The 19,461-nt window shown below is 60.3% G+C and carries 21 protein-coding genes; 11 read left to right on the forward strand and 10 right to left on the reverse strand.

The window, feature by feature from the left end:
* Nucleotides 1-82 precede the first annotated feature (82 nt).
* Together ACODSM_RS15770 and ACODSM_RS15775 are read right to left on the reverse strand one after the other, a co-directional pair.
* Nucleotides 83-1,420 carry a heavy metal sensor histidine kinase gene (locus tag ACODSM_RS15770; RefSeq protein ID WP_488805957.1) on the reverse strand — a complete coding sequence of 446 codons (1,338 nt, stop codon included), beginning with the start codon at nucleotides 1,418-1,420 and terminating at the stop codon, nucleotides 83-85.
* Nucleotides 1,417-2,103 (reverse strand): heavy metal response regulator transcription factor, encoded by a 687-nt coding sequence (locus tag ACODSM_RS15775; protein ID WP_092699768.1) that lies wholly within the window; start codon nucleotides 2,101-2,103, stop codon nucleotides 1,417-1,419. Before ACODSM_RS15775 ends, ACODSM_RS15770 begins: the two co-directional genes overlap by 4 nt.
* A 156-nt stretch (nucleotides 2,104-2,259) precedes the next feature.
* Between ACODSM_RS15775 and ACODSM_RS15780 the strand changes: the two genes are divergently transcribed.
* The 8 genes from ACODSM_RS15780 to ACODSM_RS15815 all read left to right on the forward strand — a co-directional run bounded on the left by ACODSM_RS15780 (nucleotide 2,260) and on the right by ACODSM_RS15815 (nucleotide 10,856).
* Nucleotides 2,260-2,598 (forward strand): DUF4148 domain-containing protein, encoded by a 339-nt coding sequence (locus ACODSM_RS15780; protein ID WP_436075137.1) that lies wholly within the window; start codon nucleotides 2,260-2,262, stop codon nucleotides 2,596-2,598.
* A 74-nt stretch (nucleotides 2,599-2,672) separates the two neighbouring features.
* Nucleotides 2,673-3,032, forward strand: coding sequence for a cation efflux protein, CzcI family (czcI, locus tag ACODSM_RS15785; RefSeq protein ID WP_404302438.1), 360 nt, complete (start codon nucleotides 2,673-2,675; stop codon nucleotides 3,030-3,032).
* A gap of 157 nt (nucleotides 3,033-3,189) precedes the next feature.
* Complete coding sequence (locus tag ACODSM_RS15790) at nucleotides 3,190-4,545, forward strand: TolC family protein (protein ID WP_436075138.1); 1,356 nt, start codon at nucleotides 3,190-3,192, stop codon at nucleotides 4,543-4,545.
* 2 nt (nucleotides 4,546-4,547) lie between these two features.
* A complete protein-coding gene (locus ACODSM_RS15795) occupies nucleotides 4,548-6,164 on the forward strand; it encodes an efflux RND transporter periplasmic adaptor subunit (protein ID WP_488805960.1) in 1,617 nt (538 codons plus the stop codon).
* 15 nt (nucleotides 6,165-6,179) lie between these two features.
* Entirely contained in the window at nucleotides 6,180-9,368 is a 3,189-nt protein-coding gene (locus ACODSM_RS15800) for a CusA/CzcA family heavy metal efflux RND transporter (RefSeq protein ID WP_099655485.1), read from the forward strand.
* A gap of 63 nt (nucleotides 9,369-9,431) precedes the next feature.
* A complete protein-coding gene (locus ACODSM_RS15805; RefSeq protein ID WP_044402376.1) occupies nucleotides 9,432-9,812 on the forward strand; it encodes a hypothetical protein in 381 nt (126 codons plus the stop codon).
* A 158-nt stretch (nucleotides 9,813-9,970) separates the two neighbouring features.
* On the forward strand, nucleotides 9,971-10,228 hold the full coding sequence (locus tag ACODSM_RS15810) for a hypothetical protein (protein WP_092699802.1): 258 nt from the start codon (nucleotides 9,971-9,973) through the stop codon (nucleotides 10,226-10,228).
* Between the two features lie 67 nt (nucleotides 10,229-10,295).
* Nucleotides 10,296-10,856, forward strand: a complete 561-nt coding sequence (locus ACODSM_RS15815) for a hypothetical protein (RefSeq protein WP_044402927.1) — start codon at nucleotides 10,296-10,298, stop codon at nucleotides 10,854-10,856.
* Between the two features lie 33 nt (nucleotides 10,857-10,889).
* Here ACODSM_RS15815 and ACODSM_RS15820 read toward each other — a convergent pair whose 3' ends face one another.
* The 4 genes from ACODSM_RS15820 to ACODSM_RS15835 all read right to left on the reverse strand — a co-directional run bounded on the left by ACODSM_RS15820 (nucleotide 10,890) and on the right by ACODSM_RS15835 (nucleotide 13,038).
* Nucleotides 10,890-11,945 (reverse strand): DMT family transporter, encoded by a 1,056-nt coding sequence (locus tag ACODSM_RS15820; protein ID WP_488805962.1) that lies wholly within the window; start codon nucleotides 11,943-11,945, stop codon nucleotides 10,890-10,892.
* Nucleotides 11,946-12,253: 308 nt separating this feature from the next.
* Nucleotides 12,254-12,580 carry a hypothetical protein gene (locus ACODSM_RS15825; RefSeq protein ID WP_488805964.1) on the reverse strand — a complete coding sequence of 109 codons (327 nt, stop codon included), beginning with the start codon at nucleotides 12,578-12,580 and terminating at the stop codon, nucleotides 12,254-12,256.
* A gap of 79 nt (nucleotides 12,581-12,659) precedes the next feature.
* Nucleotides 12,660-12,794, reverse strand: coding sequence for a hypothetical protein (locus tag ACODSM_RS15830; RefSeq protein WP_488805966.1), 135 nt, complete (start codon nucleotides 12,792-12,794; stop codon nucleotides 12,660-12,662).
* 22 nt (nucleotides 12,795-12,816) lie between these two features.
* Nucleotides 12,817-13,038, reverse strand: coding sequence for a hypothetical protein (locus tag ACODSM_RS15835; protein WP_488805968.1), 222 nt, complete (start codon nucleotides 13,036-13,038; stop codon nucleotides 12,817-12,819).
* Nucleotides 13,039-13,148: 110 nt separating this feature from the next.
* Between ACODSM_RS15835 and ACODSM_RS15840 the strand changes: the two genes are divergently transcribed.
* The gene (locus ACODSM_RS15840; RefSeq protein ID WP_488805970.1) at nucleotides 13,149-13,454 is read left to right on the forward strand and encodes a helix-turn-helix domain-containing protein; all 306 of its coding nucleotides are present in this window, start codon (nucleotides 13,149-13,151) and stop codon (nucleotides 13,452-13,454) included.
* A gap of 32 nt (nucleotides 13,455-13,486) precedes the next feature.
* Here the strand turns inward: ACODSM_RS15840 and ACODSM_RS15845 are convergent, their stop codons facing one another.
* The gene (locus ACODSM_RS15845) at nucleotides 13,487-14,371 is read right to left on the reverse strand and encodes a hypothetical protein (protein WP_488805972.1); all 885 of its coding nucleotides are present in this window, start codon (nucleotides 14,369-14,371) and stop codon (nucleotides 13,487-13,489) included.
* Nucleotides 14,372-14,678: 307 nt separating this feature from the next.
* Here ACODSM_RS15845 and ACODSM_RS15850 point away from each other — a divergent pair, with 307 nt between their 5' ends.
* Both ACODSM_RS15850 and ACODSM_RS15855 read left to right on the forward strand, forming a co-directional pair.
* The gene (locus tag ACODSM_RS15850; RefSeq protein ID WP_488805974.1) at nucleotides 14,679-14,891 is read left to right on the forward strand and encodes a hypothetical protein; all 213 of its coding nucleotides are present in this window, start codon (nucleotides 14,679-14,681) and stop codon (nucleotides 14,889-14,891) included.
* Nucleotides 14,892-14,991: 100 nt separating this feature from the next.
* A complete protein-coding gene (locus tag ACODSM_RS15855; RefSeq protein WP_488805976.1) occupies nucleotides 14,992-15,267 on the forward strand; it encodes an H-NS histone family protein in 276 nt (91 codons plus the stop codon).
* Between the two features lie 755 nt (nucleotides 15,268-16,022).
* Here the strand turns inward: ACODSM_RS15855 and ACODSM_RS15860 are convergent.
* From ACODSM_RS15860 to ACODSM_RS15870, 3 genes are all read right to left on the reverse strand, one after another.
* Nucleotides 16,023-16,994: a recombination directionality factor gene (locus ACODSM_RS15860; protein ID WP_488805978.1), complete on the reverse strand. Its 972-nt coding sequence runs from the start codon at nucleotides 16,992-16,994 to the stop codon at nucleotides 16,023-16,025.
* A gap of 102 nt (nucleotides 16,995-17,096) precedes the next feature.
* Nucleotides 17,097-18,110 carry a YqaJ viral recombinase family nuclease gene (locus ACODSM_RS15865; protein ID WP_488805980.1) on the reverse strand — a complete coding sequence of 338 codons (1,014 nt, stop codon included), beginning with the start codon at nucleotides 18,108-18,110 and terminating at the stop codon, nucleotides 17,097-17,099.
* 185 nt (nucleotides 18,111-18,295) lie between these two features.
* The gene (locus ACODSM_RS15870; RefSeq protein WP_488805982.1) at nucleotides 18,296-19,297 is read right to left on the reverse strand and encodes a DUF932 domain-containing protein; all 1,002 of its coding nucleotides are present in this window, start codon (nucleotides 19,295-19,297) and stop codon (nucleotides 18,296-18,298) included.
* Nucleotides 19,298-19,461 lie beyond the last annotated feature (164 nt).

The raw sequence follows: 19,461 nt of genomic DNA on the forward strand, positions 1-19,461 counted from the left end.
TTCGTCCTACGTAAATCGGATTCTTGAAGGCGCCGCGCTCAGTGGCAGCGTCACAAACGATCCCAGTCTGTCGAAATCGCCATCAGTTAGAGCGGATTTCGATTCCCACATTCGTCACCCCGTTCTCTGACGATGCGACTGGCTTGCCCTGATGCATGCGTGCAATCGCACCTACTATGGCCAGCCCGAGGCCATGGTTGCTCTGCCCATGGCTGCGAGCAGGATCTGCACGGAAAAATCGGTCAAACAGCTGCGGAAGTATCTCGGGATCGATCGTGCTGCCGTAGTTGGTGACACTGATCAGCACACGACCCTCATCGGTGGTTCTGAGGTTGACCTGGACGATTGAGCCAGGGCTCGCGTATCGAGTGGCGTTGCCGAGCAAGTTCGACAGGGCACGGCGCAACAACGGCACGTCGAAGGCGCCATGCGCATCGCCGACCACCTTAGCGGTGAGACCAGCCTCGGCCAGTGCTGCTTCGTGGTAATCCAGTACGTCAGCAGCCACCGATGCAAGAGTCGCAACGGGGGCCCGACGTGCTCCCACACCCCGATCCGCCTGGGACAGGAACAGCATGTCATTGACGATGCCCGTCAGGCGGTGCAGTTCCTCCAAATTGGACGCCAGCACCTCGCGAATATCCGCCTGCTCAGGGCGCAGCAAAGCCAGCTCATTGTTGGCAATGAGCGTGGCCAAAGGCGTGCACAACTCATGCGCCACGTCCGCATTGAAGCCTTCCATCTGGGAGTAGGCCTTCTCAATGCGAGCCAGGAGCGCGTTGAACTGGTCGATCAGAGGCACGAGCTCAAGGGGCTGCTCGGCGCTGTCGAGACGTTGATGCAGATTGTCAGCCGATACTGCACGCGTCTGGCTGGCCAGTCTTCGGACAGGCGCCAGGCCCAAGTTGACCAGGGAGAATCCGCCCAGTGATACAACGACGGCCCCACCGATGGCCGCGACCAGCAAGGTAAGAGCCAGCCGGTGCAACAACTGGTTGTCGGTTTGGATGTCCAGCGACAGCTGGACGCGCAAGTTTTTTGGGAGAGTCTGGTCCGCAGTCTGTGCTACTTCGAACTGCCGTTGGCGCCAAACCGTCTTCGCATTCTGGTTGCGAGTGTGGGCGTAGAGAACAATCCCGTCCGCCTGCGCGACTTCGAGCGACAGATCTCCGTGCCCCACAAGGAAGTCATCAAGTTTGTGCGCAAGGTCTTCCGAATCCCCATGCTCCTTGCCATCCCCCAGCAAATGCCGAATGACGTTTTCCTTTTGCTCCAGCGTTTCCTCTTGCCGATCACGAAAATTGAACTCGGTCACCAGATACACCGCCAGACAGACCACCCCGAGTCCGGCAAAGCTCTGCAGCGCCAGCCACCACGACAACCGCTGGCGCAATGAGCGATGTTGGGCCAGCTCCTTCATCCGTTGCGGTCCTCCATCACGTATCCCATGCCGCGAATGGTGTGGAGCAGCGCAGTGCCAAACGGAACATCGATCTTGGTACGGAGGCGCCGGATCGCGACTTCCACTACGCTGGTATCGCTGTCGAAATTCATGTCCCACACCTGCTCAGCGATCTCAGTGCGAGAAAGCACTTCGCCTTTTCTTCTCAGAAACAGAGTCAGCAGCAGAAACTCCTTCGCAGTCAACTCCAAGCGCTGGCCACACCGGGACGCTTTGCGCCGTACCAGGTCTAATTCCAGGTCGCCCAACCGCAGTTGCGTGGGCTCTGCGGCATCCCGCGCGCCATGGGTCCGCCGCAGCAGCACCTGGATGCGGGCGCTCAGTTCGGAAAACGCAAAGGGCTTGACCAGATAGTCGTCGGCACCCGTCTTGAGTCCCAATACCCGATCCTCGACGCTGACCCTTGCTGTCAACATCAAGACCGGGGTCTGCTTGGTCTTGCGAAAGGCCGTTAGAAGGCTGAAGCCGTCGATCCCTGGGAGCATCGCGTCCAAGACCAGCAGATCGTGCACGCCTTCCAGAGCCATGTGAAGGCCATCCACCCCGTTGTGTGCAACGTCTACCACGTAGCCGATCTCTCCCAGGCCCTTGCGCAGATACTCGGCCAGCTTGACTTCGTCTTCGATGAGCAGAATTTTCATGCCGCCATTCTCGAAGAATGTGGCGCGTTTGTAGTTTACGAATTTGTAATCTGGCGGTGGGCGCAGTGTCGCGCGCGGATTTTTACAGTCTCCTCGTGTCGAAAGGCATAGTCCCGGCAAATCGCCGAGGGCTGATTCAAATCAAGGGACAACACCATGACCGTTCGCAAACCCCTCACGCTCACTTTGATTGCCTTCGCTATCGCGGCTCCAGGATTGGCATCTGCCTCGTCGCTGTACCATCCCGCCGACGGCGAAGTGGGCATGACCACCCATCCCGACCACATGCAGAGCACAATGTCCCGTGGCGATGTGCTTCAGGCTGTCGAAGTGGCGCGCAAGGATGGCACCCTGGCGATCCTTTCACGCGGAGGTGCCTTGCCTGTCAAAGCAACGGGCGTAACGAAGACCCGCGAGCAAGTTCAACAGGAATTTCTCAACATGTCGGCAGCTGAAAAGAAGGCGCTTCTGGACATGAACGGCGGCGCTCGCTGATTTCCCACCCCAGTGCCCTTCAGCGGCCATCCAAGCCTCAGTGCGCCCTTCATGACGCATGCTAGACTTCAATAATGCGCCGCTTGATCGCTGTTTTTATGCTTGCATTGCTTCCGTTCCAGTTCAGCTGGTCTGCGGTGGCTGCTTATTGCATGCATGAGAACTCAACCGCGCAGTCGCAGCACCTTGGGCATCACGAACACAAGCATGAAGCCAAAGGCGGGAATGGTCAGGCCGAAAAGTCCAGCCAGGGAGCCGATGCATTTGATGTTGACTGTTCAGTCTGTCATGGCGCGGGTATCGGGGCCTTAAACTGGTCAGATGCAAAGCCAGTCTTCATCCATGAAAGCCGCGTGGAGCCTCCTTCAGGCAAGCGCCTGCTGGCTGTAACCCCCACGCCCCCAGACCGCCCTCAGTGGTCCGTCCTCGCCTGATCGGCGGGGGCATCTCACTTTTCTTTTTCAGTCTTGTCTGCCATCGCGGCGGAAGCAGTTGCGTGTGTTGCAGCTGAAGTGACTGACGAGTTGCCAGGCAGCTGCACGGTTGCAAGTCCGCCGATTCCCGCGTGTTTTGAAATCACTGGAGAATCGGATGTTCAAGGGTACTTACCTTCAAGAGATGCCGCCCGCATGGCGCGGCCGTAGAAAGATCAAGCTCGCGGCAGGCGCTGCAGCTATATGGCTGAGCGCCTCGGGCGGTGCCTTTTCGCAGGGCTTGCCACCAGGGCACGTCGTTGGAGAACGAGCACCTCAGGCTGCTGCAGCCGCCACTGCGGAGCCATTGTCGTTGGCCAAGGCCATCGAATTGGCCCTGGAGGGAAATCCGGAGGTGGCTGCGGCGAAACGCCAATTGGAGGCAACCGAAGGACAGGTTCTTCAAGGACGCTCGCGCCCCAATCCAGAGCTTGCGTACTCCCTGGAAGACGCACGCTCCAAGACGCGTACGCAAAGCTGGCAACTCAATCTTCCCTTGGAACTGGGTGGGAAACGTGCGGCGCGCACCAAGGCGGCCGAAAAATCGCGCGAGCAAGCACAGGCCCAACTCGCCGAGCTGCAAGCCACCGTGCGGGCCAATGTCGCTGCCGCTTACTTTGATGTTCTGACTGCGCAGGAACGATTGGTACTGGCCAGAGACAGCGCAGCGCTGGCCAAATCTTCAACGGATACCGTCTCAAAGCGTGTAGCCGCTGGCAAAGTATCCCCAGTGGAAGAGTCCAAGGCCCGGGTTGCCGAAGCCGGCGTTCGCGTCGAACTCGCCCAGGCCGCAAGCGAACAACGCAATGCACTGTCTCGCCTTTTCGCGCTGTTGGGACGGATCGATGCGCCGTACACCGTCCTGGAGGGCAAGGCCGAGAACCTGCCCTCGGTCCCGAGCCTCGTCGATCTCCAGCCCCTGATTGCTTCTTCGCCAGGCGTGGTACTTGCGCGAATCGAGGTGGATCGGCGCAAGGCCTTGACCGACCTGGAACAAAGCAAGCGCGTCCCCGATGTCACCGTCAGCGTCGGCATGCAGCGCAGCAACGAGACGCAGCGCAACGTCCTTCTTTTCGGGGTCTCTGTGCCTCTTCCCGTCTTCGACCGCAACCAAGGCAACCTCCTGGAGGCGCTGAAACTTGAGGACAAGGCCCGCGATGAGCTGCAAGCAGCCACCGTGCGCCTGCACAGCGAAGTGGCGCAGGCACGAGAGCGCCTTTCCACGATCACCGCAGAGGTTCAGTCACTGCAGCAGGAAGTTCTGCCCGGTGCGAAGTCGGCCTATGACGCCGCCACCATTGGGTTCGAGAACGGTAAGTTCAATTTCCTGGAAGTGCTCGATGCCCAACGCACTTACTTCACAGCCAAATCCCAGTACCTCAAAGCCCTTGGCGAAGCACACCGTGCAGCGGCTGATATCGACCGCCTGCTCGGGGCCAGCATGGTTCCCGGCCTGATCGCAACGCAACACTGAGCATGACCATGAACACGAACTCCAGCAAATCCACCATCAGTAAAAAACACCTGATCGCCATTGCAGTAGTCCTCGCAATAGGGGTCGGCGCGGGAACCTTCATCTTGCAAGGTGGCGGCAAGCCCAAAGCCGCAGCCACCGAGGACGATGGCCACGGTCACGGCGGCCATACCGAGGCCAAGGGACACGGCGACGGCGAGCACCATGGCAAGGGTAGCGAAAAGGGCCACGACGATGACAAGGGGCATGCCGATGGTGAACACCATGAAAAGAGCGAAGCCAAGGGACCACATGGCGGTACCGTGTTCAAGGAAGGCGACTTCAGCTTGGAAGCATTGTTGTCTGAAGACGGTGGCGAGCCTCGACTGCGAATCTGGCTGTCCGACAAAGATAAACCGCTGCCCCTGAATGCTGCAACGGTCACGGCAACTGTGACCCGCCAGACAGATGAAAAGCAGAAACTGACGTTTGCCGCTGAAAAAGACAGTCTTGTCAGCCGAGAGATCGTTGCTGAACCCCATGCTTTCGACATCGAGATCATTGCGCAGACTGCCACAGAGCCTTTCATGTTCGTGATGAGCAAGGAAGAAGGAAAGATCGAACTGACCGATGCCCAGATAAAGGCTGCATCCATCAGCCTGGACGCTGCTGTGAAAGCCAACATCAAGACGGCGTTGCTCCTTCCCGGGGAGATACGCTTGAACGAAGATCGCACGTCTCACGTTGTTCCCCGGCTTGCGGGAGTCGTGGAAAGCGTCAATGCCAGCTTGGGCCAAGTGGTCAAGAAAGGGCAAGTTTTGGCGGTGATCGCGAGCCCGACTGCTTCCGAGCAACGCAGCGAGCTGCAGACGGCCCAAAAGCGCTTAACGCTGGCAAAGACCACCTACGAGCGAGAAAAAAAGCTGTGGGAGCAGAAGGTGTCTGCCGAGCAAGACTACCTGCAGGCCAAGCAGGCCTTGAGCGAAGCAGAGGTCGCAGTAGCCAACGCCAATCAGAAACTGAGCGCGATGGGCCTGTCCGCCTCGTCGGTAGCAGGACTGAACCGTATCGAGTTGCGAGCGCCCTTTGATGGCATTGTCATCGAGAAGCACCTTAGTCTCGGCGAAGCCGTGAAGGAAGATGCTGCGGTTTTCACCATCTCGGACCTTTCTCAGGTTTGGGCTGAGATCAACGTTCCGGCGAAGGATCTGCCATCGGTGCGCGTGGGCGAAAAGGTCACGATCAAGGCCACCGCCTTTGACGCCTCGGCCACAGGCACTGTCGCTTTTGTAGGAGCGCTCATTGGCGAGCAAACCCGCACGGCAAAAGCCCGCGTGGTTCTTGACAACCCCAAGGGCGCTTGGCGCCCCGGCCTGTTTGTCAATGTTGAGGTGGTGTCCGAAGAAACGGCAGCGCCTGTAACCATCTCGGCCGACGCCGTCCAAAACGTCGGGGAAAAGCCGGTGGTCTTCCTCAAGGTTGATGGAGGCTTTATCGCTCAACCCGTGAAGCTGGGCCGAAGCGATGGCAAGCGGGTCGAAGTCCTCTCGGGTCTCAAAGCCGGTATGCCCTACGCCTCGACCGGCAGCTTCGTCGTGAAGTCTGAACTCGGCAAGGGATCTGCCGAACACACGCACTGATCGCGGAGCGCATACATGTTTGAAAAACTCATTCGATTCTCGATCGAACAGCGATGGTTGGTGCTTCTAGCGGCCCTGGGCATGGCGGCGCTTGGCGTCTTCAGCTACCAAAAGCTGCCTATCGATGCGGTCCCTGACATCACGAACGTCCAGGTTCAGATCAACACCCAGGCCGCAGGCTACTCGCCTTTGGAGACTGAGCAGCGGGTTACATACCCCATCGAGACGGTCATGGCTGGCCTGCCAAACCTGGAGCAGACCAGGTCGCTTTCGCGGTACGGCCTGTCGCAGGTGACCGTCATTTTTAAAGACGGAACCGACATCTATTTTGCTCGGCAGCTCGTCAACGAGCGTATCCAGGAGGCGCGCGACAAGCTGCCTGCCGGCATCACGCCAGCGCTGGGGCCCATCTCGACCGGGCTGGGCGAAATCTATCTCTGGACTGTCGAAACCAAGGACGGGGCGAAGAAGCCCGACGGCTCGCCCTATACCGCGACAGACCTGCGCGAGATTCAGGACTGGATCATCAAGCCACAGCTGCGAAATGTTCCTGGCGTGACCGAGATCAATTCCATTGGCGGCTTTGCCAAGGAATACCAGATCGCGCCCATCCCTGAACGCCTGGCTTCTCTGGGCGTGACACTGCAGGATGTGGTCACTGCGCTGGACCGCAACAACGGCAATGTGGGCGCGGGCTATATCGAAAAGCGTGGCGAGCAGTATCTGATTCGTGCACCTGGTCAGGTGAAGTCGCTGGAAGACATCGGTAACGTGATCCTGAGCAGCGCCAACGGTGTCCCTGTGCGCGTGCGCGACGTGGCTGAGGTGGGCATTGGCCGGGAACTGCGCACCGGTGCAGCAACCGATAACGGGCGCGAAGTGGTCCTCGGCACGGTGTTCATGCTGATCGGCGAGAACAGCCGGACTGTCTCGCAGGCGGTGGACAAGAAGATGTTGGAAGTCAACAAGAGCCTCCCAGACGGAGTACACGCGGTGACGGTCTACGACCGTACCGTGCTTGTTGACAAAGCCATCAGTACGGTGAAGAAGAACCTGCTGGAAGGCGCAGTTCTCGTGATCGTGATCCTGTTCCTCTTTCTGGGCAACATCCGCGCCGCAATCATCACGGCAATGGTCATCCCCTTGTCGATGCTCTTCACCTTCACGGGTATGGTCCAGTACAAGGTGAGCGCCAACCTGATGAGCCTGGGGGCGCTGGACTTCGGCATCATCATCGACGGCGCTGTCGTGATCGTGGAGAACTGCGTGCGGCGACTTGCCCACGCTCAGGCGCACCACGGCCGGCCGCTGACCCGGGCCGAGCGCTTTCATGAAGTGTTTCTGGCCTCCCAGGAGTCACGCCGCCCATTGCTGTTCGGACAGCTCATCATCATGGTGGTGTACCTGCCCATCTTCGCGCTGACAGGCGTTGAAGGGAAGATGTTCCACCCCATGGCATTCACGGTGGTCGCGGCACTGCTGGGCGCCATGATTCTGTCGGTGACATTCGTCCCCGCAGCGGTGGCCCTGTTCATCGGCAATCGGGTCAGCGAGAAGGAAAACTTCCTGCTGGGCCATGCCAAGCGCTTGTATGGTCCACTGCTCGACCGTGTCATGGCCGCCAAGGCGGTCGTACTGACCGCAGCTGCAGTTGCTGTGGTCTTGTGCGGGTTGATCGCCACGCGCATGGGCAGCGAATTTGTGCCCAATCTCAATGAAGGCGACTTTGCGATCCAGGCGCTGCGCATCCCGGGTACCAGCCTTTCCCAGTCAGTCCAAATGCAGCAGCAGATTGAAAGGACCTTGAAAGAGAAGTTCCCCGAGATCGAGCGCATCTTCGCCAGAACCGGTACTGCGGAGATTGCCTCGGACCCCATGCCGCCGAACATTTCGGACGGGTACATCATGCTCAAGCCAATGGCCGAATGGCCCGAACCTCGAAAAACCCGCGACGAACTACTCGCGGCGATTCAGGAAGTCATCGGGAAAATCCCGGGCAACAACTATGAGTTCTCCCAGCCCATTCAGCTGCGCTTTAACGAGCTGATCTCCGGGGTGCGCAGTGACGTAGCCGTGAAGATCTTCGGTGACGACATGGATGTCCTGAACAAGTCCGCAGAAGAAGTCTCCGCAATGCTGCAGAAGATTCAGGGCTCCTCTGAGGTGAAGGTTGAGCAGACGACGGGGCTTCCGATGCTCACCGTGAATATCGACCGCCAGAAGGCTGCTCGCTATGGTCTGAACGTTGCCGACATTCAAGACACTGTGGCCACCGCTATCGGTGGACGCGAGGCCGGCACTATGTTCGAGGGCGACCGCAGATTCGACATCCTGGTTCGTCTGCCTGAATCCCTGCGCAACGATCTCGAAGGGATGAAGCGCCTTCCTATCCCGCTGCCGCGTTCTGCCAATGGGACAGAGGCCAAAACGAACTTCATCCCGCTGGGCGAGGTAGCAACATTCGAGCTTGCTCCTGGCCCCAACCAGGTGAGTCGAGAGAACGGCAAGCGCCGCATCGTCGTGAGCACCAACGTGCGCGGGCGCGATGTGGGCTCTTTCGTCGCAGAGGCTGAGAAAGGCCTGGCCCAGATCAAGATTCCTACCGGCTATTGGACGAGCTGGGGCGGAACCTTCGAGAACTTGCAGTCGGCCACGCAGCGCCTGCAGGTCGTCGTGCCGGTGTCCCTGCTGCTGGTTTTCGTGCTGCTATTCGCTATGTTCGGCAACGTCAAGGATGGTCTGCTGGTCTTCACTGGCATCCCATTCGCTTTGACGGGGGGCATCCTGGCGCTTTGGCTTCGCGACATTCCGATGTCTATCTCTGCGGCTGTCGGCTTCATCGCGCTTTCTGGGGTGGCCGTGCTCAATGGTCTGGTGATGATTTCGTACATCCGCAGCTTGAGGGAAGGCGGCGTTGGTCTTGACGAAGCAATCCGTGACGGCGCGCTCACCCGGCTACGGCCGGTTCTGATGACTGCCCTGGTGGCCTCGCTGGGCTTCATTCCAATGGCCATTGCGACAGGCACCGGCGCTGAAGTCCAGCGTCCCCTGGCCACCGTGGTGATCGGCGGAATTCTCTCGTCCACGCTGCTCACGCTTCTCGTGCTGCCGATTCTTTACCGTCTGGCCCACCGGCCCGATGAGGAAGATGAGGACGTGTCCGCTGAGCCCTCGCATCCCCCAGACGTGTCCGCGTCCGCGTAGTTGAAACGGTCCCGCTCGCTGATCGTGGGACCGTCCCTTTTCTCCAACCCCAAAGGAACTGTCATGAAACTCTCCCAACTTATTCTCGCCCTGTCAGTGTCGATCTCGGGCGCAGCCTTCGCTGCGGACAATCACGGTCACGACCTAAAGCCGATGCACGGTGGTGCTGTTGCAGAAGCCAAGGAGGTCGAGTACGAATTCGTTGCTAGCGCCGACAAACTGCAGCTCTATATGCGCGACCACGGGAAGCCCGTTGCTGTGACGGGGATGACCGCCAAGGTCACTCTGTTGGCTGGCAGCGAGAAGCAGGAAGTTCAGCTCCAGGTCGGCGACGGCAAGCTGGAAGCGTCGGGCAGCTTCAAGGTTCCCGCAGGTACCAAAGCCGTCGTCGCCGTCTCGAAGGCCGGCAAGTCGGTTGCCTCCGTTCGCTTCACGCTGAAGTAGTACACGAAGGCCGGCTGGGGGGGATCGCCTTCGCAACGCCTCCAGAAGTGATCCCACTTTCCGCAGTCCGTTCACGTCAAAGCAGCTGACTACATATCGGCGAGGTCGGACCGCCCATCGGCAACATGCCTGTGCTGGAGGCCAAAAAGGAGCGATCCATGTCAATGCAGGCTGCACAGGTCGCGCTCTTTGCCAAGCTGTTCTGGATTTGGATCGGCTTGTTGATCTCCGTGTTTGTGTTTTGGAGGCTGCGGCGTATCTGGCTCAAACGCCACCCGCCAATGGCGGTGAGAGTCAAGTACAGCCGACGCTTGGCCAAGAGACTGAGGGATCGACAGGCAATGCGTTTGAAACACCGAAAAACACCGAAATCGCGACACCGCCATATGCAATCCAAGGCGGCAGACCGTGGGTGACGGTACCGGAGTCGCTGATGAAGCTTCAGGCAATACGCAACAACCTCCACAGCAAAAGAACAGATCCATGACAAAAATACCTGCATATTCAGGCACCCGCCGCCTCTGCGTGATCCTGACCTCTGTGCTGGCAGCTAGCCTGCTGGCGGGTTGTGCTACCTCTACTGGGGCCGATACCTCCGCCGAAGCGCCATACTGCTACAAGACCAGTAAGGGCAGAGTAGTCGCGTGCACTCGGGTGCCCGCCCCCAGCCTGAATGCCGACGCTCAGGCGAAGCGCTTTACTCCCGATCCGAATGCGCTCACCGTCTACGTCGTACGGCGCAACTGGGGAGATGGCGGGCGCTTTGTGAAGATCAGCGCGGATAACGCAATGGCCGCCGAGACTCTCCCCAACACGATGGTGCGCTTCAAGTTGAAGCCAGGAACGCATACGTTCACCTTGGATTTCGAAGGAGAGCGTCAAGTCGCAACCGTGGATGGTAAAGCTGGTGACCTACGATTTCTTCGGATCGATGGAACGGTTTGGGCATGGAAGAGCACGTTTGTATGGGCGACTGACGGCGAGGATGCAATTCGGGAAAGGGCTTACAAGGCTCGCCTGGTCGCCGACCTGACGGTCAAGTGACCTCGGGGGAGCAGACAAAAAAATACCGGGGGTTCAGTGAACGTGTTGATGGTGCACGTCAGGAGCATGGGGATGGGCGTGGGTCATAGGTTCATGGGTGTGCTTGTGACTGTGGCTGCCCTTTGGCATCACATCGTGCAAATGTGAATGGTGCCCATCGTCGTGCCGGTGGGCATGCTCATGCTCAAGCACTTCGTGTGTGTGCTCGTGACCATGGCTTTCCGCCAAGTGCAGTACCACTCCTGCCAGCATCAATACCCCGCCCAGCAGCATCAACAATCCCGCAGGGCGGTCCCCGAAACCGAAGGCCACGGCAGCACCGATGAAGGGCGCGAAAGCAAACACCGAGCCTGTGCGCGCCGCGCCAAACGCCCGCTGGGCAAGAAGGTAAAAGCGCAGACTCAGGCCGTAGCCAGTGGCTCCCACGGCGAGAAGTCCTAGTGCTGCGGATAACGAAGGCCAAGGCTCCCCAGTCGAAACCGCCAATGCAGCCGTCACTACGGCTCCCAAGGTAGCCTTGGCCATCACCACCTGGCTGGGGTCGCGCTCTGCCAGTCCACGGGACAAAGTGTTGTCCACCCCCCAGGCGACGGTGGCCAGCAGCACGGCAAGCAACCCCATCAGCTGAACGCCGCCCCGTAGGCCCTGGTCCAGAACGAGCGACATTCCTCCTGCGAGCAACAAGATCATGGCGGCCCACACGCGGCGGTCCATGGTCTCGCTGTAGAGCCACCACGCCAGCGTAGCGGTGAACAGTGCTTCCAGGGTCAGCATAAGTGATGCGCTTGCGCCGCTCGTGTGTTGCAGGCCCCAGGCCAGGGCCACCGGCCCCAGCGCCGCGCCAAAACCGGCCATCGCCAGGAGGCGCGGAACGTCAGAGCGCTGCACTCGCGCTTCGTGCGCAGCAGTCCGCAGCGACACTGCCCCGATCAGGGCCGCTCCTAAGTACAGCAGCGCTGCGGTCGTGAAGGCCCCGAGCCCTGCGCCCAGCCTCTGTACCGCGGGCGTGCTGATGCCGAAGAGTACCGCCGCCAGCAGGGCGAGAAAGCCACCGCGCAAGGCGGGAAGATGCAAAGGGTCACGCTTCATAGGTGAGGGATTTGAGCACGACATCGGAGTCTGGTAATCCCCAGAACTGGACAAGGCAAGGGGTTCAAAGACGGAAATAGCTGACTCGACGAGAAGTGGAAGGTCTGCTTTCGAAGAAAGCGGCCAACGACATTGTCAGACTGAGCGACGGCAACCAGCCTGAACCAGCCATCATCTGACCCGCAATGATGCACCGCATTGCATCCGAGACCCGTTTGAATCCACCGTAACTCAAAAAAAAGAAGCCCCAGGAAAAAAGGGACCAGGCCGCAGCCCAGTCCCTTTCTCCGCAGAGCCCTCAGTCTCCGTCACCGCACCTCACTGCCCGGCCTGGCAGTACACATCGCCAAGGCTTTCACAAAGTCCATCTGCAGTGTCTGCATCGGAATCGCCCGGTCATTCATGAATTCCTGCAGATTCTTCAAGTCATACCGTTTGCCCACTTCCTGAGTGGCGCACTGGCAATCCTTGTCACTCACCCCGCCTTCCTTGCAGCCCTTCATCAGGATGCGCTCTCCTTGTGAACCAGAGCACCCGGCGAGCGCCACCACAAACCCCAACAAAGCCATGTTGCAGGCCGTCCGCATGCGGACTCCCATCCTTGCCTGACCTGCAGACATCGTCACTGATCGCATAACCCCTCCTTGTGTAAAAAATGAGCGCGCACCCAGCCTCCCAGGCGCGCTCGTCGTTTGCCTACCCGCTCAAATCACCTCACCGCTTGCCACCATTGGCCATCCCAATCAGCAGCCAGAGCACGATCACTCCCATACCGAACCAGAAGCCCAGCGAGGCAAAGAACAGGTAGACCATCAATCCCCCCAGAATCAACTGAGCCAGGAACGCCATGGCACTCGCTCCTTGCTGGTTCTCAACTGGCCATCACAAACGCCACCATGGCCACAATCAGCAAGCCCCCGATGAACTTGCCCAAACCCGGCAAGACCACCACCGGCCACACCAACCCCTGACCCAGGTGGTACGCAAAACTCCGGTAGGGCTCATCTCCCCAGTTGTTCGCGTAGACCGCATACAGCAGCCCGATCAAGAAATACCCCACTAACACCCAACGACCCCAAGTAAACCGCTTCATGGCAATTCCTCCCCAAGTTGAAGCACTAACCACTCAAAATCCCCACGGAGTGCACAAAAGGTGATGCAAACTCCGTAGATGCAAAGAAGGCAAAACCGCATCCTCCGGCGGTGTCTGCCAAACCCACGCCCCCGACCCATCTGCCCGACCCGGGCAACGTGCGCGAAGTCCTCGCGTACTGGATTCGGCTACTGCGTGTAGAAAAAGGCTGGTCCCAAGAGCGCCTGGCCCACGAGTGCGAGCTGGACCGCACCTATGTCTCGGCGGTTGAGCGCTGCCGCTGGAACATCGCCCTGGCCAACATCGAGCGCATCGCCCAGGCCCTGGGCGTGGAGCCCTGGACCCTGCTCAAACCTCCAGAACAGGCCCTCAAACCTCCACGGAAGTCCGTGCGCAAGCCCGCAGCCAAGGTTTGATCCTGCGGTCGAGAGAGACGGGATAACGTCCTTCATTGCGAGAACACCGGCTTCCCATCCCGCGTGAGCGCCCCCTGCTGGTACACAAACTCCACCATCTTCAGAGCCGCCTTGCGCTGCTCTTCCTCGGGTTCAAACGGCCCCGCAAACCCCAGCATCCGGATGGACAACCTAGGCGCCTGGTTCCGCTTCTCCTCGACCACCGCAAACACCCGATCCGAGCAAGACCCAAACTTCGGAGACACCTGCGTCCCCTGCGCCGACACCACCAGAACCTGGAACAGGGCAGGGCAGGCAGTCCCCGATCCGCTTTGCAGCAACAGAACATCTTCTGCACCCACCGGGGCGTTGCGCACAATGCTCAAAGGCTCCTCCTGGGCCGGTAGAACGGTCTGCCCATTCACCAACACCGCCGAATCACCCTCCTGCACCACCACCTCCCCAAACCGGGTCTTGACCCGGGCCTCTGGCGCCTCCAGTGCAGACTCCACCCGGGCAGGGCCAGCATCGATCATTCCCAACCAGGCGGAAGGCGACACACTGAACCCCAGTTCACTCAGCACCTTTGTCGCAGGGGCCTGGCCATCGAGCGGCCTGGCGCGAACCCCCTCCACAAAACACGGCATGTTCTGCACACACTGCGACAACAGCCGCTGTCCCAGAGGACTCTTCGGATCGAACACATAGGCCACCAGATCCCCCGTCTCCGGACTGAGCTCGAACACAGCCCCCTGTTCACCCCGGCGATCCAACACACCCGCGATCTCCAGAAACCCCGACACCGTCTGCACCGGCAACTCCGGCGCCTCGGCCTCCTTGCGTTGGCAACCGGCAAGCAACCCAGCCAGGCCCAACGCCACCAACGAAACAACCACCAGGCTGCGCGCAAGCCGCACCCGTCCTCTCATGGATTGCATAAAACTCCCCCTCCATCAGTAAATGATATGTGATGCAAATGCATCAATTGAACGTCAAACAAAGACCGTCGGTTGACCCATTGCTGAACGGGCAGGGATGAAGGAAGTGGCTGCGAGATCTTTGCCGCAGTCCAGCCGCTACCGTGTGAGATGTGCCACATGGAGCGTGACATCCCTGCCCGTGACCAGCTGACTCCCTGCGCATCTGCGCAAACGCTGGTGCCTTGGTACGATCCCCTGAATCCCAAACCAAGACCCCCCCAAGAACAGATCCTCCTGAGTGAAGAACCTGAGTCCCGCCTTCCCGATGAACCCGTCCCCCACCCGAAACTGCTGCGGCTACTGTGGTGCCACCAGCTACCACCGGGTGGTCGCGCGCGACGAGACCGGTGCCATGCGCTACACCGACACCCTGCAATGCAGTGGATGCAGCCGTGAGTTCGCCAATCTGGAAATCTGGCGCCAGGGCGGGGCGCAGACACCCATCCATCCTCCGGTCGTCTCTGCCCCTGCACATTGACCGTCCAAGCTCCCGTCTTGGCGTAGAGTGTTCCCTGTGCCCAAAAAGGCCCGCTCTGGGCCAACACACAACTCCTCTGCACTCACCCCAACGCATCCGCATGTCCAGCTACGCCGAACTCCTCGCCCAGAAGAAACTCCTCGACGAACATATCGCCAACGCCAGGAAGGCCGAGTCAGAACAGGCCCTCCAAACCGTCCTGCAACTCGTTCAGGAATTCGGATTCACGGCCCAGCAGGTCTTCCCCTGGAAGCCCCAGCCCAAGAAGGTCGCAGCCAAGTACCGGGATCCAGCCACTGGTGCCACCTGGTCTGGCCGGGGCAAGCCGCCCCAGTGGATTGCGGGCAAAGACCGCACGCCCTTTGTGATTGCCTGAGCGGCACGGAAAAAGAGTCAGGCAGCGCATAGACACTGCCTGACCTCCCGCCAGATCACTGGGCGTCCTGGCCCTTGCCGGGAGACAGTGAGATGGCCAAGAGGACGAACCCGCAGTCCAGGTTGCCCTCCAACGTACGCGCCGACCACACGCTCCGAAACTCCGCCACCCGCAAGGCCGCCTCATGGTGTGGATAGGCACCTGGGACCAGACACTGGTTGTGCCCCAATCCCCATCCAGGATGTACTTGGGTATCCAGGACGAGAAGTCCGGACGCCTTCGTGCACACCACACTGCCTGATCCATCCCGCGCCCGACGCCAAGGTCCCTCCACCCCGACCACCAGCATCCACTGAGGTGGCGGGGAAGGCCGGCGAGGAGTTCCCCGTTCCTCCCTGGCAATCGACTGCCAATGCAACAGCACCAGGCCACCCCGGTGAATCGCCTCGTGACACCGCGCCAGCAAGTCCGATGTTTCCTGCTCCCAGACGAGCTGAGCATTGAATCCTGGCAGCAGCCTCGTTGCGTGGCGCAACACCCCGGCCGCACTGCTCACCGTTGGTGCTGCCACCCGCTCGCCGGTGAGCAAGGCCACCGCCTGCTGAAGTGCCACGGCCCCCGTGCGATGCGGAGGTGCTCGATGCCTCACCAGAATTCCCGGAAGCACCTTGGCACTTGGTTCCGAATCCGGCCCACTGCGATAGCAAGGCACCGTCTCCATCACCAGCCCCACGGCATAGCGCCGAACCAGCCCTTCAGACACCCGCATGGGAAACCCCTGGATCACCCGTTGCGGTGGCACGCACCCCCAGTGCCTCCTGCTTGCGATGCAGCTTGCCCCGCAGGGAGATCGGCGCAGGCGCTTGCTCAGCTCCACCCTCTCTATCTCCCTCCGCATCGGAATCAGGATAGAACTCCTCCACGACCTCCACCCCTTCCTCTTCCGACTCCTCGAACTCCCCCAGCGCCAAACCCTGCCGCGCCGCTTCATCCAGCGCCGCCTGGTCCAGCCCCAGAGCCGCCTGCTGCTCGCGTTCCTGCCGTGCCAACGCCACGACTTGAGCCAAGCTACTACCAGCTCTCAGCGTCAGATCCACGTAGTAGATCGGCGTGCGGTGCGACAGCGTGGTGGACTTGCCCCGCAGCCGAAGCTCCAAGGGCAATCCGGCCAGCAACCCACCCGAGACTGCGAACAAGTACCGCAGCCGAGCCGACAACGTCCGAATACTGTTGAACCCCGTCGTCCGGAACACAAAGCTGCCCAGTTCATCGCCAGCCGTACCTGCTTCGGTACTCCCCTCCGCCTCCACCCGCACGTGCAGCCGCCCATACGGCTTGCAGTTCCCAACCTGCGCGAGCGCACAGACCGCAGGCGAAGGGCAGGGCAGGGACTGCATCCCCGACAGGGTCACCCGCTTGCAGCTCTCGCCATCTCCCACACACAGAGGCCTCCCTGTGGCCCGGTCAAACATCGTGTAGTTCGCCCTGAGGCTCAGGTCCGGATCATCAAACAGCAACCGCACCGGAATGCTGCGCAGCTTCGCCCCTGGCTCCTTGCGAAGTTGGGCATCCACCGGATGGGACACCCACCCCTCCTTGTTCTGGACCTGGCTTGTCAAGGTGAACTCATCGTCCTTCTCGGGAAGACGGCGTCCAGCCTTCTCCACCACCCGCCCAATTGCAATGCGCCCGATCACGGGCGGTGTCAAAGCCAAACCTTTGAGCATGTGAATCTCCTTGTTGAATGTAAAAACACCCCCAAAGCACAACGGGCCTCACCGTCACCGATGAAGCCCGTCTGGGGATGCGTTGAATGAAATGAACCCGCCTCACGTCTGCACCAGAAACCTCCGACTCCCCGGCTTGGGCACCGTGTAGGCCTTCACGATCTCCGGCTGCTCCTTGGCCAGCCGTGCCGTATCGAGCTGCGTCCCATCCCGGCTGCGTTTGAAACTCACCTCGCCGTTCTCAAACAGCGCCCGGCTCGAATCCCCCATGCGCTGCTGAATGGTTTGCTTGAGCTGGGCCTCCAGAGCCGTGTTCGTCGCCAGCACCTCCCGCACTGCCAACAGGTCCGAGAACACCGCCCCCATCACCAGGTCATGCTTGAGGTTCAGGGTGAACCCCGTGTCTCTTGGATACAGCGCCCGCAAAGCCCGGTCTGCCGAATCCGACCCATCGGCCGGGGGCGCCTGGCCCCGCTCCACATAACCCCAGAACTCCCGCTCCAGGGTGATGAGCTGGGCGATCAGCTCCTCATCCCGCTCGATCCGAAAAATCTGCAGCTCCTGGCCCCCGAGCAGCACCGCCACATCTGCCGCCTGTTTGCCAGTCACGGCCAACTGGTGCTGCACCTGCAACTGCACATACTCCGGCACCCCATCCCGCCAGAGCCAGGCGCCCTGAATACCTGCTGTCTTGCATTCCAGCAACTGGACATCGGTGGCCCCCAGGACCTCCCGGTCGATATTCGCCAGCATCCACGGATGCTCAGGATGCTGCAGCACCGCATTGATGCGGCGCACCCGATTCCCTGTACGGCGGGTGTAGTGCGCTGCCACGATAGGCTCCAGAAGAGAACCCCAGTACATAGGACTCTGATCGTCCGCACCCCCATCGCCCGGTGGGGCGGTGGGAGCACGACCGGTCTTCTCCATCCACAGCTCCAGCTGTGACTGGTAGGGGTTGAGCCCCACAGCCGCCGCAGCATCCGAACTGCCAATACCGCCCTTGCGCACCTGCAACCACTGATCGCGATCCAGGTCCTGGGTCTTGACCAGCCGAAGGGCGGGGCGGGGTTTGGTGGAGGAAGTCCCCACCGGTGAAACAACAGGTTGAACCATGTTGACTCCTTGAATGTGAAATGAATGAAAGCCGTCTCGTTCGTCACTCCCCGCACCCCACAAAGCAAAAAGCCCCGGTTCCTAGAGGAGCCGGGGCCTATGCCGCGTGGAAATAGTGAAGTAATAGCCGAGAAGGCTACCTAGACGAAAAAAGAACCCTCTTCGTAAAGACACTCGCCCCGAACTCACGACGCCAACTGCAACGCCTGCTCCAACGCCCGCTGCTTCAGCGTGGCCCCCTGGCCAAACCAGGCACTGTCCAGCCGGTACTCCTGACTCCGTGCCCGGCGCTCGTGGTCCACGAACTCCGTGACGGCGCAGAGCAGGCCCCAGGCCGTTCCCTTGGCGGCAGCCAGCTCCGCACCCCGGCCCTGGCCCTCGTACATCGCCTGCACCTTCTTGAGGGCACGCTCATTGGTCAGACCTGCCGACGCATCCGCATGACCATCGGTCTGGCACAGCACCTTGAGGAAGTAGTTCATGGACTCATGGCTCTTGACCTTGCGCTCGGACAGGGTCTTCATGCGGTACATGAAACCGTCCCATTGCGAGACGGCAATGCCCAACTGCTTCTTGACCGCCTGCGCATCAAAGCTGGTGCTGTGGGGGACCTTGATGGCACTCGACGTTCCGGACAGGGCAATCGAGAGGGTGTTGTTGCAGACCACCCGAACCGTCGTCGGTGTGGCCGTGGTGGCCAAGGTCCCATCGCAGGAAGTGGCCAACAGCAGATAGCCATGGACCACATCGTTGCCCTTCAAAGCAGAAGACTTGCCCGTGCGGGCCAAAGCCCAGAACTTGCGCCCGGCCTTGAGAACCCCGGCGGTCTCCAGTTCATACCCAGAGACTTCCGTCAGATCCCGATAAAACTCCAGTACCTGCTTGGGTTGAACGACCTGGTAGCGGGCACTGACCACCGACAAAGGGGCCTTGGTATCACTGCGGTACAGCACCTTCTGGTCAGGGAACTCCATGGGCTCGCCATAGAGGTCCGAGACAGAAGAGGATGTACCGACCGCAGAAGTGGATTCCGTGGCCATGTAGCGAACAGGGGTCTCACGGATGGTCCAGTCCATGCCCGCTTCACGGGCCCAGACATCGATGGGTTGTTTGGCGGGCAGTTGCTGACCCAGGTTGTGCCAGGGGGTCTCGCCGACATAGGCCATGGTTTGAACGAGGTGTGCCATTGAAAAACTCCTTGTAGAAATGAAAGAAAGAACGAACGAAAGAAAGACCAGACCAAAGCCACCCACCCACGGCTGCGCCACTGCGCTGCCTCAGAGAGCGCACAGCAAGGACAAAGAGCCGGGTAGGGGAGTGAGAAAGGAAGAGAGAAAAGAGAAGCGAGACG

Source organism: Acidovorax sp. FG42 (assembly GCF_057809195.1).